General features: G+C 73.0%; 16 protein-coding genes and 2 pseudogenes. 6 read left to right on the top strand and 12 right to left on the bottom strand.

Annotation, left to right across the window (positions count from 1 at the left end; all coding sequences use genetic code 11):
* Positions 1 to 32 precede the first annotated feature (32 nt).
* The gene (locus tag CP984_RS39025; protein ID WP_003983491.1) at positions 33 to 1,547 is read right to left on the bottom strand and encodes an alpha-amylase family protein; all 1,515 of its coding nucleotides are present in this window, start codon (positions 1,545 to 1,547) and stop codon (positions 33 to 35) included.
* A complete protein-coding gene (locus tag CP984_RS39020) occupies positions 1,544 to 4,228 on the bottom strand; it encodes an MGH1-like glycoside hydrolase domain-containing protein (protein WP_003983490.1) in 2,685 nt (894 codons plus the stop codon). Before CP984_RS39020 ends, CP984_RS39025 begins: the two co-directional genes overlap by 4 nt.
* A gap of 173 nt (positions 4,229 to 4,401) precedes the next feature.
* Here CP984_RS39020 and CP984_RS39015 point away from each other — a divergent pair, with 173 nt between their 5' ends.
* Both CP984_RS39015 and CP984_RS42420 read left to right on the top strand, forming a co-directional pair.
* Positions 4,402 to 4,887, top strand: a complete 486-nt coding sequence (locus CP984_RS39015; protein ID WP_003983489.1) for a DUF1269 domain-containing protein — start codon at positions 4,402 to 4,404, stop codon at positions 4,885 to 4,887.
* Positions 4,888 to 5,032: 145 nt separating this feature from the next.
* Positions 5,033 to 7,306: a LuxR family transcriptional regulator gene (locus CP984_RS42420; RefSeq protein ID WP_003983488.1), complete on the top strand. Its 2,274-nt coding sequence runs from the start codon at positions 5,033 to 5,035 to the stop codon at positions 7,304 to 7,306.
* 51 nt (positions 7,307 to 7,357) lie between these two features.
* Here the strand turns inward: CP984_RS42420 and CP984_RS39000 are convergent, their stop codons facing one another.
* The 3 genes from CP984_RS39000 to CP984_RS38990 all read right to left on the bottom strand — a co-directional run bounded on the left by CP984_RS39000 (position 7,358) and on the right by CP984_RS38990 (position 8,789).
* Entirely contained in the window at positions 7,358 to 7,831 is a 474-nt protein-coding gene (locus tag CP984_RS39000) for a carboxymuconolactone decarboxylase family protein (RefSeq protein WP_003983487.1), read from the bottom strand.
* 100 nt (positions 7,832 to 7,931) lie between these two features.
* Positions 7,932 to 8,432, bottom strand: a complete 501-nt coding sequence (locus tag CP984_RS38995) for a response regulator transcription factor (RefSeq protein WP_003983486.1) — start codon at positions 8,430 to 8,432, stop codon at positions 7,932 to 7,934.
* A 69-nt stretch (positions 8,433 to 8,501) separates the two neighbouring features.
* Positions 8,502 to 8,789, bottom strand: coding sequence for a hypothetical protein (locus tag CP984_RS38990; protein ID WP_003983485.1), 288 nt, complete (start codon positions 8,787 to 8,789; stop codon positions 8,502 to 8,504).
* 177 nt (positions 8,790 to 8,966) lie between these two features.
* Here CP984_RS38990 and CP984_RS38985 point away from each other — a divergent pair, with 177 nt between their 5' ends.
* Positions 8,967 to 9,428 (top strand): DUF7144 family membrane protein, encoded by a 462-nt coding sequence (locus tag CP984_RS38985; protein ID WP_003983484.1) that lies wholly within the window; start codon positions 8,967 to 8,969, stop codon positions 9,426 to 9,428.
* 106 nt (positions 9,429 to 9,534) lie between these two features.
* Complete coding sequence (locus tag CP984_RS38980) at positions 9,535 to 10,941, top strand: DUF2252 domain-containing protein (RefSeq protein WP_003983483.1); 1,407 nt, start codon at positions 9,535 to 9,537, stop codon at positions 10,939 to 10,941.
* Here the strand turns inward: CP984_RS38980 and CP984_RS38975 are convergent.
* On the bottom strand, positions 10,930 to 11,742 hold the full coding sequence (locus tag CP984_RS38975) for a YhjD/YihY/BrkB family envelope integrity protein (RefSeq protein WP_003983482.1): 813 nt from the start codon (positions 11,740 to 11,742) through the stop codon (positions 10,930 to 10,932). The genes CP984_RS38980 and CP984_RS38975 overlap by 12 nt on opposite strands.
* A gap of 186 nt (positions 11,743 to 11,928) precedes the next feature.
* Between CP984_RS38975 and CP984_RS38970 the strand changes: the two are divergent.
* Positions 11,929 to 12,315, top strand: a pseudogene (locus tag CP984_RS38970) (tautomerase family protein).
* Between the two features lie 27 nt (positions 12,316 to 12,342).
* Here CP984_RS38970 and CP984_RS38965 read toward each other — a convergent pair.
* The 5 genes and pseudogenes from CP984_RS38965 to CP984_RS38945 form a co-directional block, all read right to left on the bottom strand.
* Positions 12,343 to 12,768, bottom strand: coding sequence for a hypothetical protein (locus CP984_RS38965; protein ID WP_003983481.1), 426 nt, complete (start codon positions 12,766 to 12,768; stop codon positions 12,343 to 12,345).
* 151 nt (positions 12,769 to 12,919) lie between these two features.
* Positions 12,920 to 13,831 carry a hypothetical protein gene (locus CP984_RS38960; protein WP_050504649.1) on the bottom strand — a complete coding sequence of 304 codons (912 nt, stop codon included), beginning with the start codon at positions 13,829 to 13,831 and terminating at the stop codon, positions 12,920 to 12,922.
* A gap of 204 nt (positions 13,832 to 14,035) precedes the next feature.
* Positions 14,036 to 14,752, bottom strand: a complete 717-nt coding sequence (locus CP984_RS38955) for a class I SAM-dependent methyltransferase (protein WP_003983478.1) — start codon at positions 14,750 to 14,752, stop codon at positions 14,036 to 14,038.
* Positions 14,753 to 14,943: 191 nt separating this feature from the next.
* Positions 14,944 to 15,340: pseudogene (locus CP984_RS38950) on the bottom strand (PP2C family protein-serine/threonine phosphatase); the annotation flags it as partial.
* A gap of 25 nt (positions 15,341 to 15,365) precedes the next feature.
* Positions 15,366 to 15,959 carry a CGNR zinc finger domain-containing protein gene (locus CP984_RS38945; RefSeq protein ID WP_030178313.1) on the bottom strand — a complete coding sequence of 198 codons (594 nt, stop codon included), beginning with the start codon at positions 15,957 to 15,959 and terminating at the stop codon, positions 15,366 to 15,368.
* 119 nt (positions 15,960 to 16,078) lie between these two features.
* Between CP984_RS38945 and CP984_RS38940 the strand changes: the two genes are divergently transcribed.
* The gene (locus CP984_RS38940; protein ID WP_003983475.1) at positions 16,079 to 16,876 is read left to right on the top strand and encodes an MBL fold metallo-hydrolase; all 798 of its coding nucleotides are present in this window, start codon (positions 16,079 to 16,081) and stop codon (positions 16,874 to 16,876) included.
* 141 nt (positions 16,877 to 17,017) lie between these two features.
* Here the strand turns inward: CP984_RS38940 and CP984_RS38935 are convergent, their stop codons facing one another.
* Positions 17,018 to 17,449, bottom strand: a complete 432-nt coding sequence (locus CP984_RS38935; RefSeq protein ID WP_003983474.1) for a hypothetical protein — start codon at positions 17,447 to 17,449, stop codon at positions 17,018 to 17,020.
* Positions 17,450 to 17,502 lie beyond the last annotated feature (53 nt).

Raw genomic sequence — 17,502 nt, 5'->3', positions numbered from 1 at the left:
GTGCATCCTCCCGGCCGGTTGATCAGCTGTCGTCACCCGGCGGGGGTGACGACGGACGGCATCGCGTCCCGGTCCGGGGCGAGGGCGAGGACGTGGGTGGCCCAGGGCTCCAGGTCGACGAAGAGGCCGGGGCCGGTCAGCTCGTCCCCGTCGCGGTCGTACCGCGCACCGGTCAGCAGCTCGGCCAGCTGCCAGGAGCCGGTCTCCGGTTCGCGCCACGGCAGCCGGATACGGCCCTGGGCCGCATGCTCCGAGAGGTTGACGGCCGTCAGGAACCGCCCGGCGGGGCCCGCCCAGCACCAGGTGAGGACGTTCCTGGCGGAGTCGTTGTCGGGCCAGCCCGTGCACTCCAGCAGCTGCCACTGCCCGGTCCGCATGCCGCTGCGGTGCACGGCGGCCAGCAACTTCTCGTGGAACGCGCGCAATTCGGTGTCGATGGGCTCGTCCGGGCGCCGGTCCAGGAAGACGGGCAGCCGGGTGCGGCGTCCCGTGAACTGGCCCTCGTGCCACAGCGTCGCCCCGGGCAGCGTGGCGATCATGATGGCCGCCGCGCGTTCCTTGGCCGGGTGCAGTGTCTGTGCCGCCCTGGGCTCGTCGTGGTTCTCCAGGAACCGTACGAGCTTGCGCTGGTACGCCTCGTCCGCCGTCAGGTGCTGCCGCACCGCCTCGGGGCCCTCGTTCAGGATGCGGTCGTAGAGGCGCTTGTCGTAGCAGAAGTCGAAGCCCTGCTGCTGGAGGGCCCATTCGAGGTCCCAGTACGCCTCGGCGATGAACGTCATGCCGGGGTGCCGCTCGCGTACGCCGCCGATGACCGTGGGCCAGAACTCGTCCGGCGGCGGGGTTCCGGCGCGCTGCCCCCAGGTGCGCAGGAAGATGTCGTTCATCAGCAGCATCGCCATGTCGCAGCGCACCCCGTCGCAGGTCTGCCCGATGCGGGTCAGCTCGTCGGCGGTCGCCCGCCGCAGGGCGGGCTCGAAGGCGTTCAGCTGCACCACGTCCGGCCAGGGCGGGAAGAACGGGTCGCGGCCGCGGGCGAGGACGGCGGTGCCGGTGTCGAGGTAGGCGGCCGGATCGTGCCGCAGGTCGTCGGCGGTGCCGCGCACGAAGTACTCGGGGTGCGCGGACACCCAGGGGCTGTCCGGGGCGACGTGGTTGGGCACGTAGTCGAGCAGCAGGCCGATGCCCCGCCCGTCGAGTTCGGCGCGCGCGGCGGCCAGCCCCTCGGCGCCGCCGAGCGTCGCGTCCACCTCGTAGCGCCGGATGCAGTACGGCGAGCCGGCGATCTCCTCCTCCCGGATGCCGGGGACGGCCTGGGCGAACGCGATGCGCAGGGACTGGTCCCACAGGGCGATGCCGCGGCCCTGCGGGCTGCGCTCCCACACCCCCATGAGCCAGACGGCGTCCACGCCGTGCGGGGTGATCTCGTCCCACGCGTCCTTGGGCACATCGCCGAGCCCGGCCGGGCGTCCGGTGCGGCGCCGGATCTCGCGCAGCCACACCCGGGTGTTGACCTCGTGGACGACGGGCTGCGCGGGCAGCTGGGTCATGGCCTCTCCTTCCGGCCCGGATCCGCCAGGAAGTCGCCGGGCGTGAGCGTGCCGAAGAGCTGCATCTGGGCGGCGACCAGGCCCGTCCAGCCGGTCTGGTGGGCCGCGCCGATGCCGGCGCCGTTGTCGCCGTGGAAGTACTCGTGGAAGAGGATCAGGTCGCGCCAGTGCGGGTCGTCGCGGAACTTGTGCTGCCCACCGTAGACGGGCCGCCGCCCGTCCTCGCCGCGCAGGAAGATCCGGGCGAGCCGGCGCGAGATCTCCTCGGCCGCCTGGTACAGGGTCATCCGGACGCCCGAGCCGGTGGGGCACTCGACGGTCAGCTCGTCGCCGTAGAAGCCGTACAGGTTCAGCAGCGCGCGGATGACCAGGGCGTTCATCGGGAACCACACCGGGCCGCGCCAGTTGGAGTTGCCGCCGAACATTCCGGTGTCGGATTCGGCGGGCAGGTAGGCGACCCGGTACTCCTCGCCGTGCACCCAGAAGGTGTACGGGTGCTCGGCGTGGTAGCGGGAGAGGGACCGGATGCCGTACGGGCCGAGGAACTCGTCCTCGGACAGCAGATGGCCGAGCACCCGCAGCAGCCGCTTCTCGTCCACGACGGACAGCAGCCGGGCGCCGCCGGCCACGCCCGCCTGGGCCGAGGCCATGGTGACGTTCAGCGAGGGGTGGCGGTCGGCGAAGCGGCGCAGGCGCTCGTTCAGGCCCGCCACCCGCTCCAGCTGCCGCGGCCGGAAGACGGTCGAGGCGCACAGCGGCAGCAGGCCCACCACCGACCGGACCTTGAGCCGTACGGCCTGCCCGTCGGGCAGGCGCAGCACGTCGTAGAAGAACCCGTCCTCCTCGTCCCACAGTTCGTCGCCGAGGTCGCCGACGCGGTCCATCGAACCGGCGATCCACAGGTAGTGTTCGACGAACTTCAGCACCAGTTCGTCGTAGGCGGGGTTGTGCTCGACCAGTTCCAGCGCGATCTGGAGCATGGACTGGCAGTACAGGGCCATCCAGGCGGTGCCGTCGGCCTGTTCGAGCCGGCCTCCGGTGGGCAGCGGCGCGCTGCGGTCGAAGACGCCGATGTTGTCCAGGCCCAGGAAGCCGCCCTGGAAGAGGTTGCGGCCCTCGGGGTCCTTGCGGTTGACCCACCAGGTGAAGTTGGTCAGCAGCTTCTGGAAGACGCGTTCCAGGAAGGCGGGGTCGGCCTGGCCCGTGCGGCGTTCCTGCATCAGGTGGACGAAGTACGCGGCCCAAGCGTGCACGGGCGGGTTGACGTCCCCGAAGTTCCACTCGTAGGCGGGGACCTGCCCGTTGGGGTGCTGGTAGACGTTCTGCAGGAGCAGTTCGAGCTGCTGCTTGGCGAAGTTGTTGTCCACCACCGACAGGGCCACGGCGTGGAAGGCCAGGTCCCATGCGGCGAACCAGGGGTACTCCCACTTGTCGGGCATGGAGATGATGTCGTCGGCGACCATGTGGAACCACTCGCGGTTGCGGATGCCGGGCCGCGGCAGGCTCCACGGGTCCATGCCGTGTTCGGCGAGCCAGGTCTCCAGGTCGAAGCCGTAGTACTGCTTCGACCACAGCATCCCGGCGAGGGCCTGGCGCAGCACCCGGGCCTCGTCCTCGTCCGCGCCGCGCGGGGTCAGCTCCCGGTAGAAGGCGTCGGCTTCGGCGATGCGCTCCTGGAAGACGGTGTCGAAACCGCGGTCCAGGGACAGCGACGATCCGGTGGGGGCGAGCCGCAGCCGCAGGACCTCCTCGCCACCGGCGGGGACGGTCAGGGTGTAGTGCGCGGCCGCCTTCGTGCCCTCCCCGGCCGGGTTGACGGCCCCGGCCTCTCCGTCGACGACCGCGCGGCCGATGCCGTCCTTGACGTACGGCGTGCGGTTGGGAGTGCCGAACAGCCGCTCGTGGTTGGTCTCGTTCTCGGTGAACAGCAGCGGGACCGCGCCGGCGCAGCGCAGGTCGTAGCTGCCCAGTTCGGGGTGGACGGCCCGGACGGTGGCCGTACGGCGCGGCCCTTCGGCCGCGGTCAGCGCGGGCCGGGCGGCGCCCTCGTGCCAGGACCAGGTGTTGCGGAACCACAGGGTGGGCAGCACGTGCGCGGTCGCCTCGTCAGGGCCGCGGTTGGCGACGGTGATCCGGATCAGCACGTCGTCGTCGGCGGCCTTGGCGTACTCGACGGTGACGTCGAAGTACCGGTCGTCGTCGAAGATGCCGGTGTCGAGCAGCTCGTACTCGAACTCCTGGCGGCTGCGGGCCTGGTTGACGGCCACCAGGTCGTGGTACGGGAACTCGGCCTGCGGGTATTTGTACAGGTAGCGCAGGTAGGAGTGGCTGGGCGTGCTGTCGAGGTAGAAGTAGTACTCCTTCACGTCCTCGCCGTGGTTGCCTTCGCCGTTGGTCAGGCCGAAGGCGCGTTCCTTGAGGATCGGGTCGCGCCCGTTCCACAGCGCGAGGGCGAAGCACAGGCGCTGTTTGTCGTCGCAGATGCCGCCGAGCCCGTCCTCGCCCCAGCGGTAGGCGCGGGAGCGGGCGTGGTCGTGCGGGAAGTACGACCAGGCGTCACCGCCCGCGCTGTAGTCCTCGCGGACCGTGCCCCACTGGCGTTCGCTCAGGTAGGGGCCCCACAACCGCCGTCGCTCCTCGTCGGCCGGACCTGCCGGTTCCGCGCCCGTCTGTGTGCTCATGGCTGCCTCCCTGCCTGCCGCGGGCTCACCCGGCGCCAGACTGGCCCCGGCCGCCCGGGAGCCGCCTCACCTCGGGCGGGTGACGCGGCGGGCCGCGCCTCCCGGCTGGATGGAGGCGACCCCGCGCGCCGGCCCCCAGTCCGTGCGGCCGGCCGCTCCACCAGGAGGCTGTGATGGCAGATCTCGTCGTACTCGGATTCTCGGACCGGGAGAAGGCGGACGCGGTGCTGCGGCTCGCCAAGGACCTGTCGCGCCAGGAACTGCTGGACCTGGACGACGCGGCGCTGGCCTGGCGGACCATGGACGGCAAGATCCATGTCCGCCAGTCGTACAACCCCACCGCGACCGGCGCGGCCGGCGGCGCCCTGTGGGGCACGCTGTTCGGGATGCTGTTCCTGATGCCGGTGTTCGGCGCCGCGGTGGGCGCGGCCACCGGCGCGGTCGCCGGCAAGCTCTCCGACGTCGGCATCAACGACGCCTTCGTCAAGGAGATCGCGGGCACCCTCGAACCGGGCAGGGCCGCGGTGTTCGCGCTGGTCCGCCGCTCGACACCGGACCGGGTACGGGAAGCGGTACGCCCCTTCAACCCCAGCGTGATCCGTACGTCGCTGACCAAGGACCGCGAGGACGAACTGGTCGCGGCGCTGCACGCGGGCTGAAGCGTCCCGCCCCGCCGCGGCATCTCACCCGGGTGAGAACTTCACCCGGGTGAAACGCCGCCCGCCGCGCTGCCCGTGCCACCGTGCCCGCCCGACACTTGCCTGAGCCGCACCACCCTCCCGCTCCGAGAGCGAGGTGCCGCCCATGGGTGACACGGAGCAGCGCGACGGGCCCACGCCCGGCACCGCGGTGCCCGCCCTGCCGGGCTGGCTGGTCCCCAGACCCCGGCTGACGGACCGGATCTCCCGGGGCGTCCTGGGGCCGCTGACGGTGGTCGTCGGCCCGGTGGGCGCCGGGAAGTCGGCGCTCGCCGTGGAGTGGGCGCACCACGGCCGCTCTCCCGGGCCGGTGGCGTGGGTGACCTGCGACGGCCGCGACGAGCAGCCCGGCGTCTTCTGGCCGCGGGTGATCAGCGCGTTGGGCGCGGACGGGCCGGACGTGCCGGTCTCCGGCGGTCCCGGGCTGGTGGCCGCGCTGGCGGCCCGGCTGGCCGGGCGGCGCGACCCGGTGGTCCTGGTCCTGGACGACTTCCACACCGAACCCGGCTCGCCGACCGCCGAGGACATCATCGCCCTGCTCAAGCACGCCGCGCCCGTACTGCGCCTGGTGGTGCTCGCGCGCCGGGACCCGCCGCTGCACCTGCACCGCCTGCGGCTGTCCGGCGAACTCACCGAACTGCGCACCGCCGACCTGGCCTTCGACGACCGGGAGACGGCCGCGCTGCTCGCCCAGCACGGCGTCGAGGTGTCCAAGCAGGTGGTGAGCGCCCTGCGGCAGCGCGCCGACGGGTGGGCGGCGGGGCTGCGGCTCGCGGCCATGTCCATGGAGAAACAGCCGTGTCCCGAACGGTTCGTGGCGCAGTTCGCCGGGGACGACGAGGCGGTGGTCAGCTATCTGGTGGAGGAGGTCCTCGACGTGCAGTCGCCGGGCATGCGGCGGCTGCTGCTGACGACGAGCGTCCTGGAGCACGTCAACGCCGAGCTGGCAGCGGAGCTGGCGGGCGAGGAGGCGGGCGGCCACTTCGCGGCGCTGGTCCGGGAGAACTCCTTCCTGCGGCCCGACGGGCACGGCTGGTACCGCTGCCACCGGATGTTCGCCGATGTGCTGCGGATGTGCCTGCGCCACGAGACGCCGGGGCTCGTGCCCGAGCTGCACCGCCGGGCCGCCGGCTGGCTGGGGGCGCACGGGCTGCTCGCCGACGCCGTACGGCACTGGCTCGCGGCCGGTGACCAGGGGCGGGCCGGGCGGCTGATCGTGAGCCGGCTGGCGGTCGGCCAGGTGCTGGGCCTGACCGGGGAGCGTCTGCCGGACGATCTGGTACGGCAGCTGTCCGAGGCGCCCGACGCGGACGCCACCGAACCCGAGCCCGTGCTCGTCGCGGCGGCCTCGGCCCTCGCGCACGGCGACGACGCGGCCTGCGCCGGATTCCTGGACCGGGCCGCGCGGCTCGTCGCGGAACTCCCCACGGGCCAGGGGGACCGTGTCACCCACTGCCGTCTGACCCACGCCGTGATCCGCATGGCCCAGTCGCGCTCCCGGGCCCCGGACGCCGCCCGGGCCGCGGCGGCCGAGGTGGAGAGCCTGTGCGCGGGGCTGTCGCGGACGGTGCTGTCGGCGCACCCGGAGATCCCGGCCCTCACCCTGGCGATCCGCGGCCACGGCGAACTGCGCGACGGCGACCTCCAGGCCGCGGCGGTCTCCCTCACCGCGGGCCTCAAGGCCGCGAGCTCCGCCGGGAACGGCGTGCTGCGCCGGGACTGCCTCGTCGAACTCGCCCTGTTGGAGGTGTTGCGCGGCCGCTTCCGCGCCGCCGGTGAACTCGCCACCCGGTCCTGCCAACCGCCGCTGCCCACATGGACCGCCACGGACCCGTCCCGCTCCTCGCTGCACGTCGTACGCGCCTGGATCGGCCTGGCGCGCGGCGAACCCACCCGGGCCCGCCGCGAACTCGGTCACGCCCGCACCGCACTGCGCGGCGCGCCCGATCCGTTCCTCACCGAGGTCTGCTCCCTGGCCGCGGGACTGGCCAAGGCGGCGGAGCGCAGCGGGCCGCCGGCCGTACGGATCGGTGACGCCGTCGCCGGCTGCCGGCTGCCGTCGGGGCTGCTGCGGGCGGTGGAGCCGGTGTGCGCCGCCGCGCTCGACTCCTCCGGCGGCGCGCGGACCCGCGTCCTGGCCCGCCCCGGGCCGCCCCGCACCGCGTCGGCCCCGGCCCCGGACCCGGTCGAGCGGCTCAGCGTACGGGAACGCGAGGTGCTCGGCCGCCTCGCGCAGATGATGACGACCGAGGAGATCGCCACCGACCTGTATCTGTCGGTCAACACGGTCAAGACGCACCTGAAGAGCGTCTACCGCAAGCTCGCCGTGACCCGGCGGTCGGCCGCGGTGCGGCGGGCCCGCGAGCTGGAACTGCTGTGAACGGCCGGGCCGCCGGGGTGGAGCGAAGCCTCCGCCCCGGCGCTCCCCCGCTTACTTGAACTGCCCGGGCCGGTAGTCGCCCGCGGGCTGCTGGACGATCACGTTCATCCGGTTGAAGGCGTTGATGAGCGCGATCAGGGACACCAGCGCGGCGAGCTGCTCCTCGTCGTAGTGCTTGGCGGCGTTCGCCCAGACCTCGTCCGGGACCCCGCCGGCCGCGTCCGCGATCCGGGTGCCCTGCTCCGCCAGCTCCAGTGCGGCGCGCTCGGCCTCGGTGAAGACCGTGGCCTCCCGCCACACCGCCACCAGGCTCAGACGTACCGCCGTCTCACCGGCGGCGACGGCCTCCTTGGTGTGCATGTCGGTGCAGAAGCCGCACCCGTTGATCTGGCTCGCGCGGATCTTCACCAGCTCCTGCGTCGCGGCGGGCAGGCCCGAGTCCGTGACGGCCTGTCCCGCCGAGACGAGGTGCTTGAGGAACTTGCCGGCGGTCGGGCTGCCGAAGAGGTTGAGACGGGCGTCCATGGTGGTTCTCCTCTGTGGTGTTCATTCGCCGCTGTTCGACGGCTGCACCCCTATGACGGGACGGCCCGGCCCGATGTGACAGGGGTGGCGGTGACCTGCGTCACTCCCGGCCGGGGCGCTGATGGAGGAGCCCCCGCTCCCTGGCCCGGCGCAGCGCCTCGGCCCGGGAGTGGGCGCCGAGTTTGCGGTAGACCGCGCGGGTATGGCTCTTGACGGTGTTGTGCGACACGAACAGGTCGTCGGCGATCCGCCGCAGCGGGTCCCCGGTCTGCAGGCGCCGGAGCACGGTCAGTTCCCGTGCGGTCAGCGGCTCGGCCGGTGGCGCCGGATTCCGTACGGTCCGGGCCCGCCGGGGCGCCGAGGCCAGCACCGCCGCCGCCTCGTCCACCAGGGCCGCAGCGGACCGGGGGTCGTCCAGCCCGTCCGCGATGTCCACGAGGAGGTCGGCGACCCACACCAGGCAGGCCGTCACGGCCGAGTTCGCCGACCGGGCGTCGCCGCCCAGTTCCTGGAGCCGTACACGCAGATCGGACGCCCGTCCGGGCTTCTCCGGCCCGGCCGGACGGCGGCTCTTCGGCGCGGTGCGCAGCGCAGCGGGCATGCCCTCACCTCCCGGCGGCAGGCGGTACATGTGCAGCGTCGCGTGGCGGGGCCCGGTCCGGAAGGGACCTTACGGCCCTTCGGCGGGCGCGGTGCGCCCACCGGACGCCCCGGGCAGCCGGCGCACCTCCAGCAGCTCCAGCCCCAGCGCCTGGATGCGGTCGAGGACGCCGTACAGCGCGGCCTGGTCGAGGCCCGCCCCGTACAGCACCGTCTCGGCCGGGCGCAGCCGGACCGTCAGATCACCGAACGCCGATGCCAGGGCCGCACCGACCCTGCCCCGGACCCGGATCTCGAAATCGCCGCCGCCGGACGGCGTTCCGGCCCGCCCGGGCCCCGCACCCGCCTGCGCGCCCATGGCGTCACCTCCGCTGCGGCGGCCTGGCCTCCCCGCCATTCTCGCCGGGCGACGGGCGGCGGCCTCACCTCACAAGGGTGACGGTGGGCCGGTGTCCGCCCGGACTCATCCCCGGCGGGTGAACCGGGCGCGGGGCCGGGCGGTGGATGCTCGGCCCACCGAGGAGGAGGTTCGGGCATGGCTGAGCAGACTTCGGCAGGGCAGAGCCGGCAGAGCGCACCGGCACCGGAGCCCCACATTCGCCCGGTCACGATCGGCGGGGTCGTGTTCGCCGTGTGCATCCTGTCCGTCGTGGGGGCCTACCACGTGATCGCGGGCCTCGCCGCGATCATCGACCACAACTTCTACCGGTCGCAGCAGAACTACGCCTACGACTTCAGCGTCAGCGGGTGGGGTTGGATCCAGCTGATCTCCGGCATCGTCATCGTCGCGGCCGCGTTCAACCTTTTCAGCGGCCGCACCTGGGCGCGCGCCGTCGGTATCGGCGTGGCGGTGGCCAGCATGCTGGAGACCTTCTTCTTCACCCCGTACTACCCCGTGTGGTCGGTGGTCCTCATCGCGCTGGACGTGCTGGTGATCTGGTCCCTGGCCACGTACGGGCACCGGGAGGCCCACAAGGTCTACAACGCGCCGTTGTAGACCCGGGGCCGGGCGGGAGGCCCGAGAGAGGAGGCGCCGTTCCGGCGGTGGCCGGGCGGCGCCTCGTAATGCCGGGCGGCGAGCCGCCCGCCGGGAGGAGGACACCATGGCCGACGCCGGGCGCACGCATCCGTCACCGCAGGAGCGGGCCGCGCGCGGCCGGGCCGCCCGCGCGCTGGTGCCGCGTTCCCGGCACGCGGAGTTCGCGCCCGCGGCCGACCGGCCCGATCCGGTCGCCGTCGTCGAGCGGCAGTCGGCGAGCAGGCTCCCGGAGCTGGTGCCGCTCCGGTACGGGCGGATGCTCGAATCCCCGTTCCGCTTCTTCCGCGGGGCCGCCGCCGTCATGGCGGGCGACCTGGCCGGTACGCCGTCCACCGGGCTGCGGGCCCAACTGTGCGGGGACGCGCACCTGTTGAACTTCCGGCTGCTCGCCTCACCGGAACGGCACCTGATCTTCGACATCAACGACTTCGACGAGACGCTGCCCGGCCCCTGGGAGTGGGACGTCAAACGGCTGTCAGCCAGCCTCGTCATCGCCGGGCGCGCCAACGGCTTCGGCGGGCCGGAGCGGGCCCGGGTGGTGCGGGAGACGGTCCGCGCGTACCGCGAGGCGATGGACGGCTACGCCGGGATGCGCAACCTCGACGTGTGGTACGCGCGGATCGACGCGGACGAGCTGTACGGCGCGCTGAGCGAGGGCTGGGCCAAGGAGGACCGGCGGCGGGTCTCCCGGGTCCTCGCCAAGGCCCGTACCCGCGACCACCTCCAGGCCCTGAACCGGCTCGCCCTCACCGTCGGCGACGAGCTGCGGATCGCGCCCGACCCGCCGCTCGTCGTGCCGCTCGGCGACCTTCTGCCGGACGTCGAACGCGCGCACCTGGAGCAGCAGTTGCGGGAGCTGGTCGATCGTTACGCGCGGACGCTCCAGGCCGACCGGCGGACGCTCCTCGCGCAGTACCGGGTGGCCGACATGGCCCGCAAGGTGGTTGGTGTCGGCAGTGTGGGCACGCGCTGCTGGATCGTCCTGCTGCTCGGCCGGGACGACACGGACCCGCTCCTCCTCCAGGCCAAGGAGGCACAGGAGTCGGTGCTCGCGCCGTACGCCGGGCCGGGCCCCTTCTCGAACCAGGGGGAACGGGTCGTCAGCGGGCAGCGGCTGATGCAGGCGGCCAGCGACATGTTCCTGGGCTGGGAGCGGGTCGAGGGCCTGGACGGGCGGCAACGCGACTTCTACTTGCGCCAGTTGCGCGACTGGAAGGCCATCCCCCAGGCCGACACGATGTCGCCCGGTCTGATGCGCCAGTTCGGCCGGCTGTGCGGCACCACGCTGGCCCGGGCCCACGCCCGGTCCGGTGACCGGATCGCCATCGCCGCCTACCTGGGCCGCTCCGACGCCTTCGACCGCGCGCTCGCGGAGTTCGCCGAGCGCTACGCCGACCAGAACGAGCGCGACCACCGGGCGCTGGCCGAGGCGGCGCGTACCGGCCGGGTGGCCGCGGCGTCAGTCGCCTGACGGCTCATCGGGCAGTCCCAGCCGCCGCCGGAGGGACCCCGTATGGGCCAGCACTTGCCCGACGGCGATGCCGACCACGACGGTGGCGAAGAAGAGAATCAGCCACGACAGGAGCGTGAAGACGGAGCCGAGCTGCCCGTACCGCTCGACGCTCCGCGTCAGCGCGCGCGGCAGCCAGAGCCCGGAAGCCCAGGAGAACGCCACCACGCCCACCCCGGCCAGCAGCGCCCCCGGCAGCAACGGCAGCCAGCGCACCCGCCCGGCGAGCAGCAGATGCTGGGTCCACCACCACATCGCGACGGCTCCCACCATCTGGAGGGGCACCCCCAGCCCCGGCCCCGCGCCGAACGCCCGGTGCAGCAGCCCCTGGTACAGGAGTGCCACGATCCACACCACGAGCCACAGCGCCCAGCGCCAGGCCACGATCCGGGCGCCCGAACGCGGCAGGTGCCAGGAGCGTTCACACACCCGCTGAAGAACCCGCGTGAAGGCGGTGGCGGACAGCAGGGCGACCAGCACACCGACCGTTCCCCAGCTGTGCAGCGCCTGGTCCCGGCCCCCGTTGGCCACGGCCACCTGCGCCAGCACCGGACTGTCCGCACCGACCAGGGAACGCAGCGAGCTCAGCAGCTCCTGCCGCACGGCATACGGGCAGAAGGACGACACCGCGATCAGCATCGGCAACGCGGTCAGGAACGCCTGCGCCGCCAGCCGGGTCGCGAGATCCAGGATGTTGACGCTCACCAGTTGCCGCACGATACGTCCCGCCAGCGGCCGGGCGAGACCGGTGAACGCCATCATGCTGCCCTCTCACGGCAGGGGGAACCGGCCCGGCCAGCCTCGCTGCTGGACGGGCGGCGCGTGTCGCCCACCGGGGGTGAGGGAGGCCGCCCGGGGCCGGAACACCCTCTGTACCTACTAGTATGTATGCTCGCCTGGCGAGGACGCGGGACCGGCACGGGCCCGCACGTCGGGAGGAGACCCACCATGCCCTTTGTCCGCATCGACGCCCTGCGGGCCGACGGCGAGCGGCTGGACGCGCTCGGCCGCGCCGTCCACGACGCGCTTTAGGAGACGATCGGCATTCCGCCGGAGGATCTGTTCCAGGTACTGAACGGCCATCATGGCGCCAACAGCACACTGCGCTACGGGAGTTACCTCGGTCCGGACCGCGATGACGGCATCGTCTACATCGCTATCACGATGCGCTCCGGCCGCACCCCCGCACAGAAACAGGCGCTCTACCGGCGGATCGCCGAACTCGCCCACGCCTACGCGGGCGCGGAACCGCGGAACGTGTTCGTCACCGTCACCGAGAACACGTCGGCGGACTGGTCCTTCGGCCACGGGCTGGCGCAGTACGCCGGGAGTTGACGACAGGTCCGCCCGCCGGTCCCGGGCTCAGCAGGGCCGGACATACCCGACCAGGGTCCAGTCGGCGGTTCCGGAGCTGTACGCCGGGCCGGTGTTCCAGAGTTCCCTGCCGGCCCTGTTGTAGAAGCGGGCCACGGTGCCCGGTGTCTGGTTGTTGACCCAGGTGCCGTTGCCGGCCAGGCTGGGGAGGGGGAAGTAGCCGCAGGCGTGGTAATCGTAGGCGTTTCCGTTGGCCCAGATGCACAGGTGGCCGTACGGGCACGCCGGCTTGACCGGGGCCTTGGAACGGTCGGCCTGGGCGGCGGTCAGCCCTGCCCGCTGCGTCTGGGCGGCGAAGCCGGTGGAAGCGGCAGTGGGAGTGCCGGCGGTCGCCGCGCCCGTAAGGCCGAGCACCGAAGCGGCGGCGAAGGTGGCGGCGGCGATCAGCAGTGCGGTCGGTTTGCGGACGGCCACGGTGGTCCCCCTTGGGTTCCCTGGTCCCGGAGCCGGTTACGGACCGGCCTCCCGACCAAGATGACGGGTGGGGTGCGGGTCGGCCACGCGATTCCGGTCGCTTTGCGCTCCGCGTGTGGCCGGGAACCGGAGGGCGTACGGAATGCGAACGCTACGCCCCGGACGTACCGGGGTCCCCGTCGCTCACACCGTCGTCGAAGACCACGGTCAGCGGCCGCCGCCCGTCGCTGGTCGTCGTGCGCAGGCCCTCGGCGATACGGGAGTAGAAGGCGCTGGTCAGCGCCCAGGTTCCGTCCAGGTGGCTCTCGTCGCGGGTGTGGCGCAAGGAGATCAGCGCGCCGATGAGGGAGCGGCCGGACAGTACGGCCCGTACCCGGCCGTCACCCTGGTCCGCGAGCTCCCAGGCGCCGCGGAAGTGCTTGTTGTCAGCGGCGCAGGTGGCGAAGAACTCCCATGACTCGCGATGGCAGACCAGGGCCACCGTCCCGGCCTTGGCCGCCTTCAGCAGCAGCACGCCGTGGTCGATGTCTTCCTGGGTTTCGCGGCTGATGTGGTCGTCGCCCTCTTCGTCCTCGAAGGGGGCGAGGGCTGGGGTGGCGCCGGGTACGGCGTCCTCCGGCGGGCCGGGTTCTTGCCCGCCGCCCTCCGCGAGCGGCGGGAACGGCGGCTCCTGCCCGGCGTCGACCGGCTCCGGCTCCGTCCACCCGGGGGCTTCCCCCTCGTCAAGTGGCTCCGGCGCCTCGGTGGTTGCCGTACCGAACAGCGGATGCCGCGCCAGAGCGTCCAGCGTCTGCTGGAGCCCGGCGATCGACTCCCGTACCTCGCGCACCTCCTGCCGCAGCTGCGACACGGTCCGCTCCGTCTCCGCGGCGGCGGTGGCGCCGCGGTGGGCGCGGTCGCGGGTCTCCCGGCCGTCGGCGCGCAGCTCCGCCGCCTCCGCGTCGATACGTTCCAGGACTTCGCGCCGCGAGTCGTCCAGGCTTCGGCCCAGGCCCGCGATCTCCTCACCGAGTGCCTTGCGGACGTTGAGCAGAGCCGCCATGAGGTTCTTGTCGCGTCCCACCAATACCCCCGTACTGCACGTGTTCCGACGGTGTAGGCGGGGATGCTGCCCGGGCGGGCCGGGCGTTGATGCGTCCCGGCCCCTTCCGCCGTGCCGGCCGGTCGCAACCGTCCGAAAAGGCGCCCTCGGAGGGGCGACTGTGCGCCACTCCCCCGCACTCGCGCCCGACCGGCGCACACCAGGACGTGCCCGGGGCACGGGTGCTCAGCGGCCGAGCACCATCCACTGGGCCGGCAGGTCGATACGGACCCCGTCCGCGCGGTTCTCCGTCATCACCAGATCGATCTCGCCGTGGGCCGGCACGGACAGGCCGAGGTCGTGGAAGAACCGCGGGATGGCGGCGTCGTCCACCTCGGCCGGGGTCAGGCCGTGCCGGAAGATACTGGCCAGCTTCGGCGGCGGGCCGTCGGGCCCCTGGGCGGCGTGGGCCAGGACGTCCTTCGCCCGGGACAGCAGCTCGACGACGAAGGCACGGCCGCGGGCACCGATCAGGGTCGCGACGGCGGCGGCGACCGCCGGGCGGGCGTCCGGTTCGCTCTGGTGGATCACCGCGCGCAGATAGACGTTCACGTCGCCCAGCCGCTCGTGGAGGCGGCGGACGGCGTCCTGGTCGGTGGCGTCGAGCTGTTCGAAGCGGGCGGTGTGCCCGGTGTCGGCACGCCGCGCGTGGCCGACGGCGGCCTCGGCGAGGTCGACGCCGACGGCCTGGGGGAAGTGCCGGGCCAGGTAGCGGGTCTGGGTGCCGGTGCCGCAGCCCAGGTCGACGATGGGCAGCGCGGTGTCGGCGTGAGGGGCCAGCAGCGGCAAGTGGCGGGCCGCGCCCAGTTCGGCGGCACAGTCGAAGATCGCGGCGCCCGGCTCGTCCGGCGTATCGCGCCAGTAGCTCTCCCACGCTTCCCGGTAACGCTTCGATACGTCCATGGGGCCTCCCGCTCCGCCGGTACGTGCGTTTCTGCCGTGCGTTTCTGCCGTTCGCTCCTGCCGTGGGTTATCTCCGGCGGATCGCCCGCCAAGCTACGCGGTCAAACGTTCACCCGGCCTTCGCAGGCTCGCCGTCGCGGCCGACCGCCGACTCATCGCTTCAGGTCAGGCACCGTCGGCCGCCGTGTCTCGGCCGGGTGGGCGGCGCTCTCGCACAAGGCCGCGAGCCCGTCCCCGATGCCCTGGCCGCGCACCTCCACCAGGCCGTCGGTGCACATCACCAGGTGGTCGCCGGGGGTCGCTTCGCGGATGACCGTCTCGAACGGCACGCCGCCGTCGCCGATCGGCGCCCCGGTGGGCAGGTCGAACAGCTCGCTGCCGCCGTCCGCGGCCCGTACCAGCACGGGCGGGACACGGCAGGCGTCGGTCAGGTGCAGCCGGACCGCGTGCGAGGCGTAGACCGCGTACAGGCAAGTCGCCAGGCAGCTGGGCGAGGTCGCCGAGGTGGCGGAGCAACTGGGCGGGTGGCAGGTCCAGGGCGGCGAGGGTCTGTACCGCCGTACGGAATTGCCCTATCGAGGCCCCGGCACGGTCGGTGACCTCGTAACCCCCATCAAGTCCGCCCGGCCCGACGGGCATAGGCGCGGGCCGCGCGGGCGCGGTCGCCGCAGCGGGTGGAGCACCAGTGGCGGCGGCCGTGGCGCAGCAGGTAGCGGGTGCAGGGGGCGGAGCCGCAGGCGGTGAGGCGCTCGGCGTCGGGCGAGGTCAGCAGGTCGGCGGCGTCGGCGGCGAGGGCCGCCAGGGCGTGGTCGACGATCTGCGTGGTGGGGTGCGGGGTGGCGCGGTAGGGGCCGTCCTTGTCGTCCCAGCACAGCAGGGGGGCCGTGGGGACGCGGGTCATGGCGTCGTTGACCGCGGTCAGGGCGGCGGGCAGGGCGGGCAGGCCCTCGACACGGGAGGCGAAGAGCGCCCGGATCTGTTCGCGCAGGGAGCGCAGTTGCGCCGCGCACATCTCCCGCAGGCCCGCGTCGGCCGGGGCGAGACCGCGTTCCGTGAGCCAGTGGTTCGCCGACGCGGGGGTCCCGAGCTGGTCGATGCAGTGGCCGCCGGGCAGGGCGATGGTGCTGTTGGCGAGCGCGAGAGACGGGTAGCGCTCCGCGCCGGGCGCGGGCGGCGGGGCGTGCTCCGCGGTCACGGTCTCTTCCATGACCTCATGGTAGGCCACCCCTTCAAACATGAGTCTCACGGAAAGGCTTGCGCTTATCCGTGATACCCACTTACCTTTGCCTCACGGTTCATCCGAAACCATCCGTGAGGTGATGCTTCGTGTCCGCCGCTCCTTCAGCAGCCGAGACGTTCCCCGTCCGCGTCCTCGGCGGCCCGACCGCCTTCTTGGAGTACGGCGGCCTGCGCTTCCTGACCGATCCGACCTTCGACGGCCCCGGCGACTACGCGGCCCCCGGCCGACCGGTCCTGACCAAGACCGCGCCCTCCGCCGCCGCCCCCGCCGACCTCGGCCCCGTCGACGTCGTCCTGCTCTCGCACGACGAGCACGCCGACAATCTCGACACCGCCGGCCGGGCCCTGCTCGCCGACGTCCCGCTCACCCTCACCACCCCCGGCGGCGGACAGCGCCTCGGGGAGAAGGCCAAGGGGCTGGCGGACTGGGAGACCGTCGAGTTGAAACGCCCCGACGGCGGCACGGTCACCGTGACCGGCGTACCCGCCATCCACGGCCCCGGCCCGCGCGAGGAGGTCGAGCCGGTCACCGGTCAGGTCGTTGGTTTCGTCCTCACCGGAGAGGGCCTGCCCACCGTCTACGTCAGCGGCGACAACGCCTCGCTCGACGCGGTCAGGGAGATCGCCGGACGCTTCGCCCCGGTGGACACCGCCGTCCTCTTCGCCGGCGCCCCTCGTTTCCCCATGCTCTACGACGGTGGGCTGCTCGTCCTGGACAGCGCCCAGGCCGCCGAGGCCACCCGTATCCTCGGTGCCCGCCGTGTCGTTCCCGTCCACCACGACAGCTGGGCCCACTTCACGGAAGGCCGCGAGGAGTTGGAAGCCGCCTTCGCCGCCGCCGGCCTGACCGACCGTCTGGACCCGGAGTGGTCCCGGCGGGCCTGAGACGTCACACCGCCAGCAACGGTACCGGCAGCCGCCGGGCGGGTGGGGCACCTTGCCACCGGCCTGGCCGGGCAGCGGACGTCTGCCCGGCCAGGCCCGCTCGCAACTGCGGTTCAACTGTTGGTCGCTATCGCTACCGGGTCAGGAAACCCGCTCCAGCACCCACCTGTTGTTGTACGTCCCCGGGCCCAGGCTCGTCCGGCAGTCGACGCTGTAGGACGTGCTCACCGGCTGCCAGCCCTCCGGCGGCACCATGGTGGCGCATACCTCGACCCGGGAGCCGACCGGCAGGCCGGCCACCTGCGTGATGGTCTTGATGTTGGGGATGTCGGTCGCCCCGCAGGCCTCGCTCTTGCCCCAGCGCACCTCAAGCCATCCGGACGGGGTGACCTCGGACCGGCACAGCGTCTTGGTCTCGCCGGGCTCGGCCTGGGCCGGGGTCACCGTCACGGCCGCCAGCACGGCCGCGCCCACGAGCGCCAGCGCGGCGCGGCGAACCCGCCCGGTGCCGCCTGCCGCTCCGTTCACGCCTTCCGCTCGGCTTCCGAGTCTGATGTGTTCCGTGTGCTCCATGTGAACTCCTCCTGATAGGTGACGTACCGGCCGCCGGGGCCTCCGGCGGCCGT

This window comes from Streptomyces rimosus (genome assembly GCF_008704655.1).
In the GTDB taxonomy this organism is placed as follows: domain Bacteria; phylum Actinomycetota; class Actinomycetes; order Streptomycetales; family Streptomycetaceae; genus Streptomyces; species Streptomyces rimosus.
The sequence above is the reverse complement of the archived record's forward strand: the minus strand, read 5'-3'. Positions and strand labels throughout refer to the sequence as shown.

Excerpts from the sequence above, each read along its gene's own strand:
- CP984_RS39025 (WP_003983491.1), bottom strand. The coding sequence starts at position 1,547 with ATGACCCAGCTGCCCGCGCAGCCCGTCGTCCACGAGGTCAACACCCGG.
- CP984_RS39020 (WP_003983490.1), bottom strand. The coding sequence starts at position 4,228 with ATGAGCACACAGACGGGCGCGGAACCGGCAGGTCCGGCCGACGAGGAG.
- CP984_RS39015 (WP_003983489.1), top strand. The coding sequence starts at position 4,402 with ATGGCAGATCTCGTCGTACTCGGATTCTCGGACCGGGAGAAGGCGGAC.
- CP984_RS42420 (WP_003983488.1), top strand. The coding sequence starts at position 5,033 with ATGGGTGACACGGAGCAGCGCGACGGGCCCACGCCCGGCACCGCGGTG.
- CP984_RS39000 (WP_003983487.1), bottom strand. The coding sequence starts at position 7,831 with ATGGACGCCCGTCTCAACCTCTTCGGCAGCCCGACCGCCGGCAAGTTC.
- CP984_RS38995 (WP_003983486.1), bottom strand. The coding sequence starts at position 8,432 with ATGCCCGCTGCGCTGCGCACCGCGCCGAAGAGCCGCCGTCCGGCCGGG.
- CP984_RS38990 (WP_003983485.1), bottom strand. The coding sequence starts at position 8,789 with ATGGGCGCGCAGGCGGGTGCGGGGCCCGGGCGGGCCGGAACGCCGTCC.
- CP984_RS38985 (WP_003983484.1), top strand. The coding sequence starts at position 8,967 with ATGGCTGAGCAGACTTCGGCAGGGCAGAGCCGGCAGAGCGCACCGGCA.
- CP984_RS38980 (WP_003983483.1), top strand. The coding sequence starts at position 9,535 with ATGGCCGACGCCGGGCGCACGCATCCGTCACCGCAGGAGCGGGCCGCG.
- CP984_RS38975 (WP_003983482.1), bottom strand. The coding sequence starts at position 11,742 with ATGATGGCGTTCACCGGTCTCGCCCGGCCGCTGGCGGGACGTATCGTG.
- CP984_RS38955 (WP_003983478.1), bottom strand. The coding sequence starts at position 14,752 with ATGGACGTATCGAAGCGTTACCGGGAAGCGTGGGAGAGCTACTGGCGC.
- CP984_RS38945 (WP_030178313.1), bottom strand. The coding sequence starts at position 15,959 with ATGGAAGAGACCGTGACCGCGGAGCACGCCCCGCCGCCCGCGCCCGGC.
- CP984_RS38935 (WP_003983474.1), bottom strand. The coding sequence starts at position 17,449 with ATGGAGCACACGGAACACATCAGACTCGGAAGCCGAGCGGAAGGCGTG.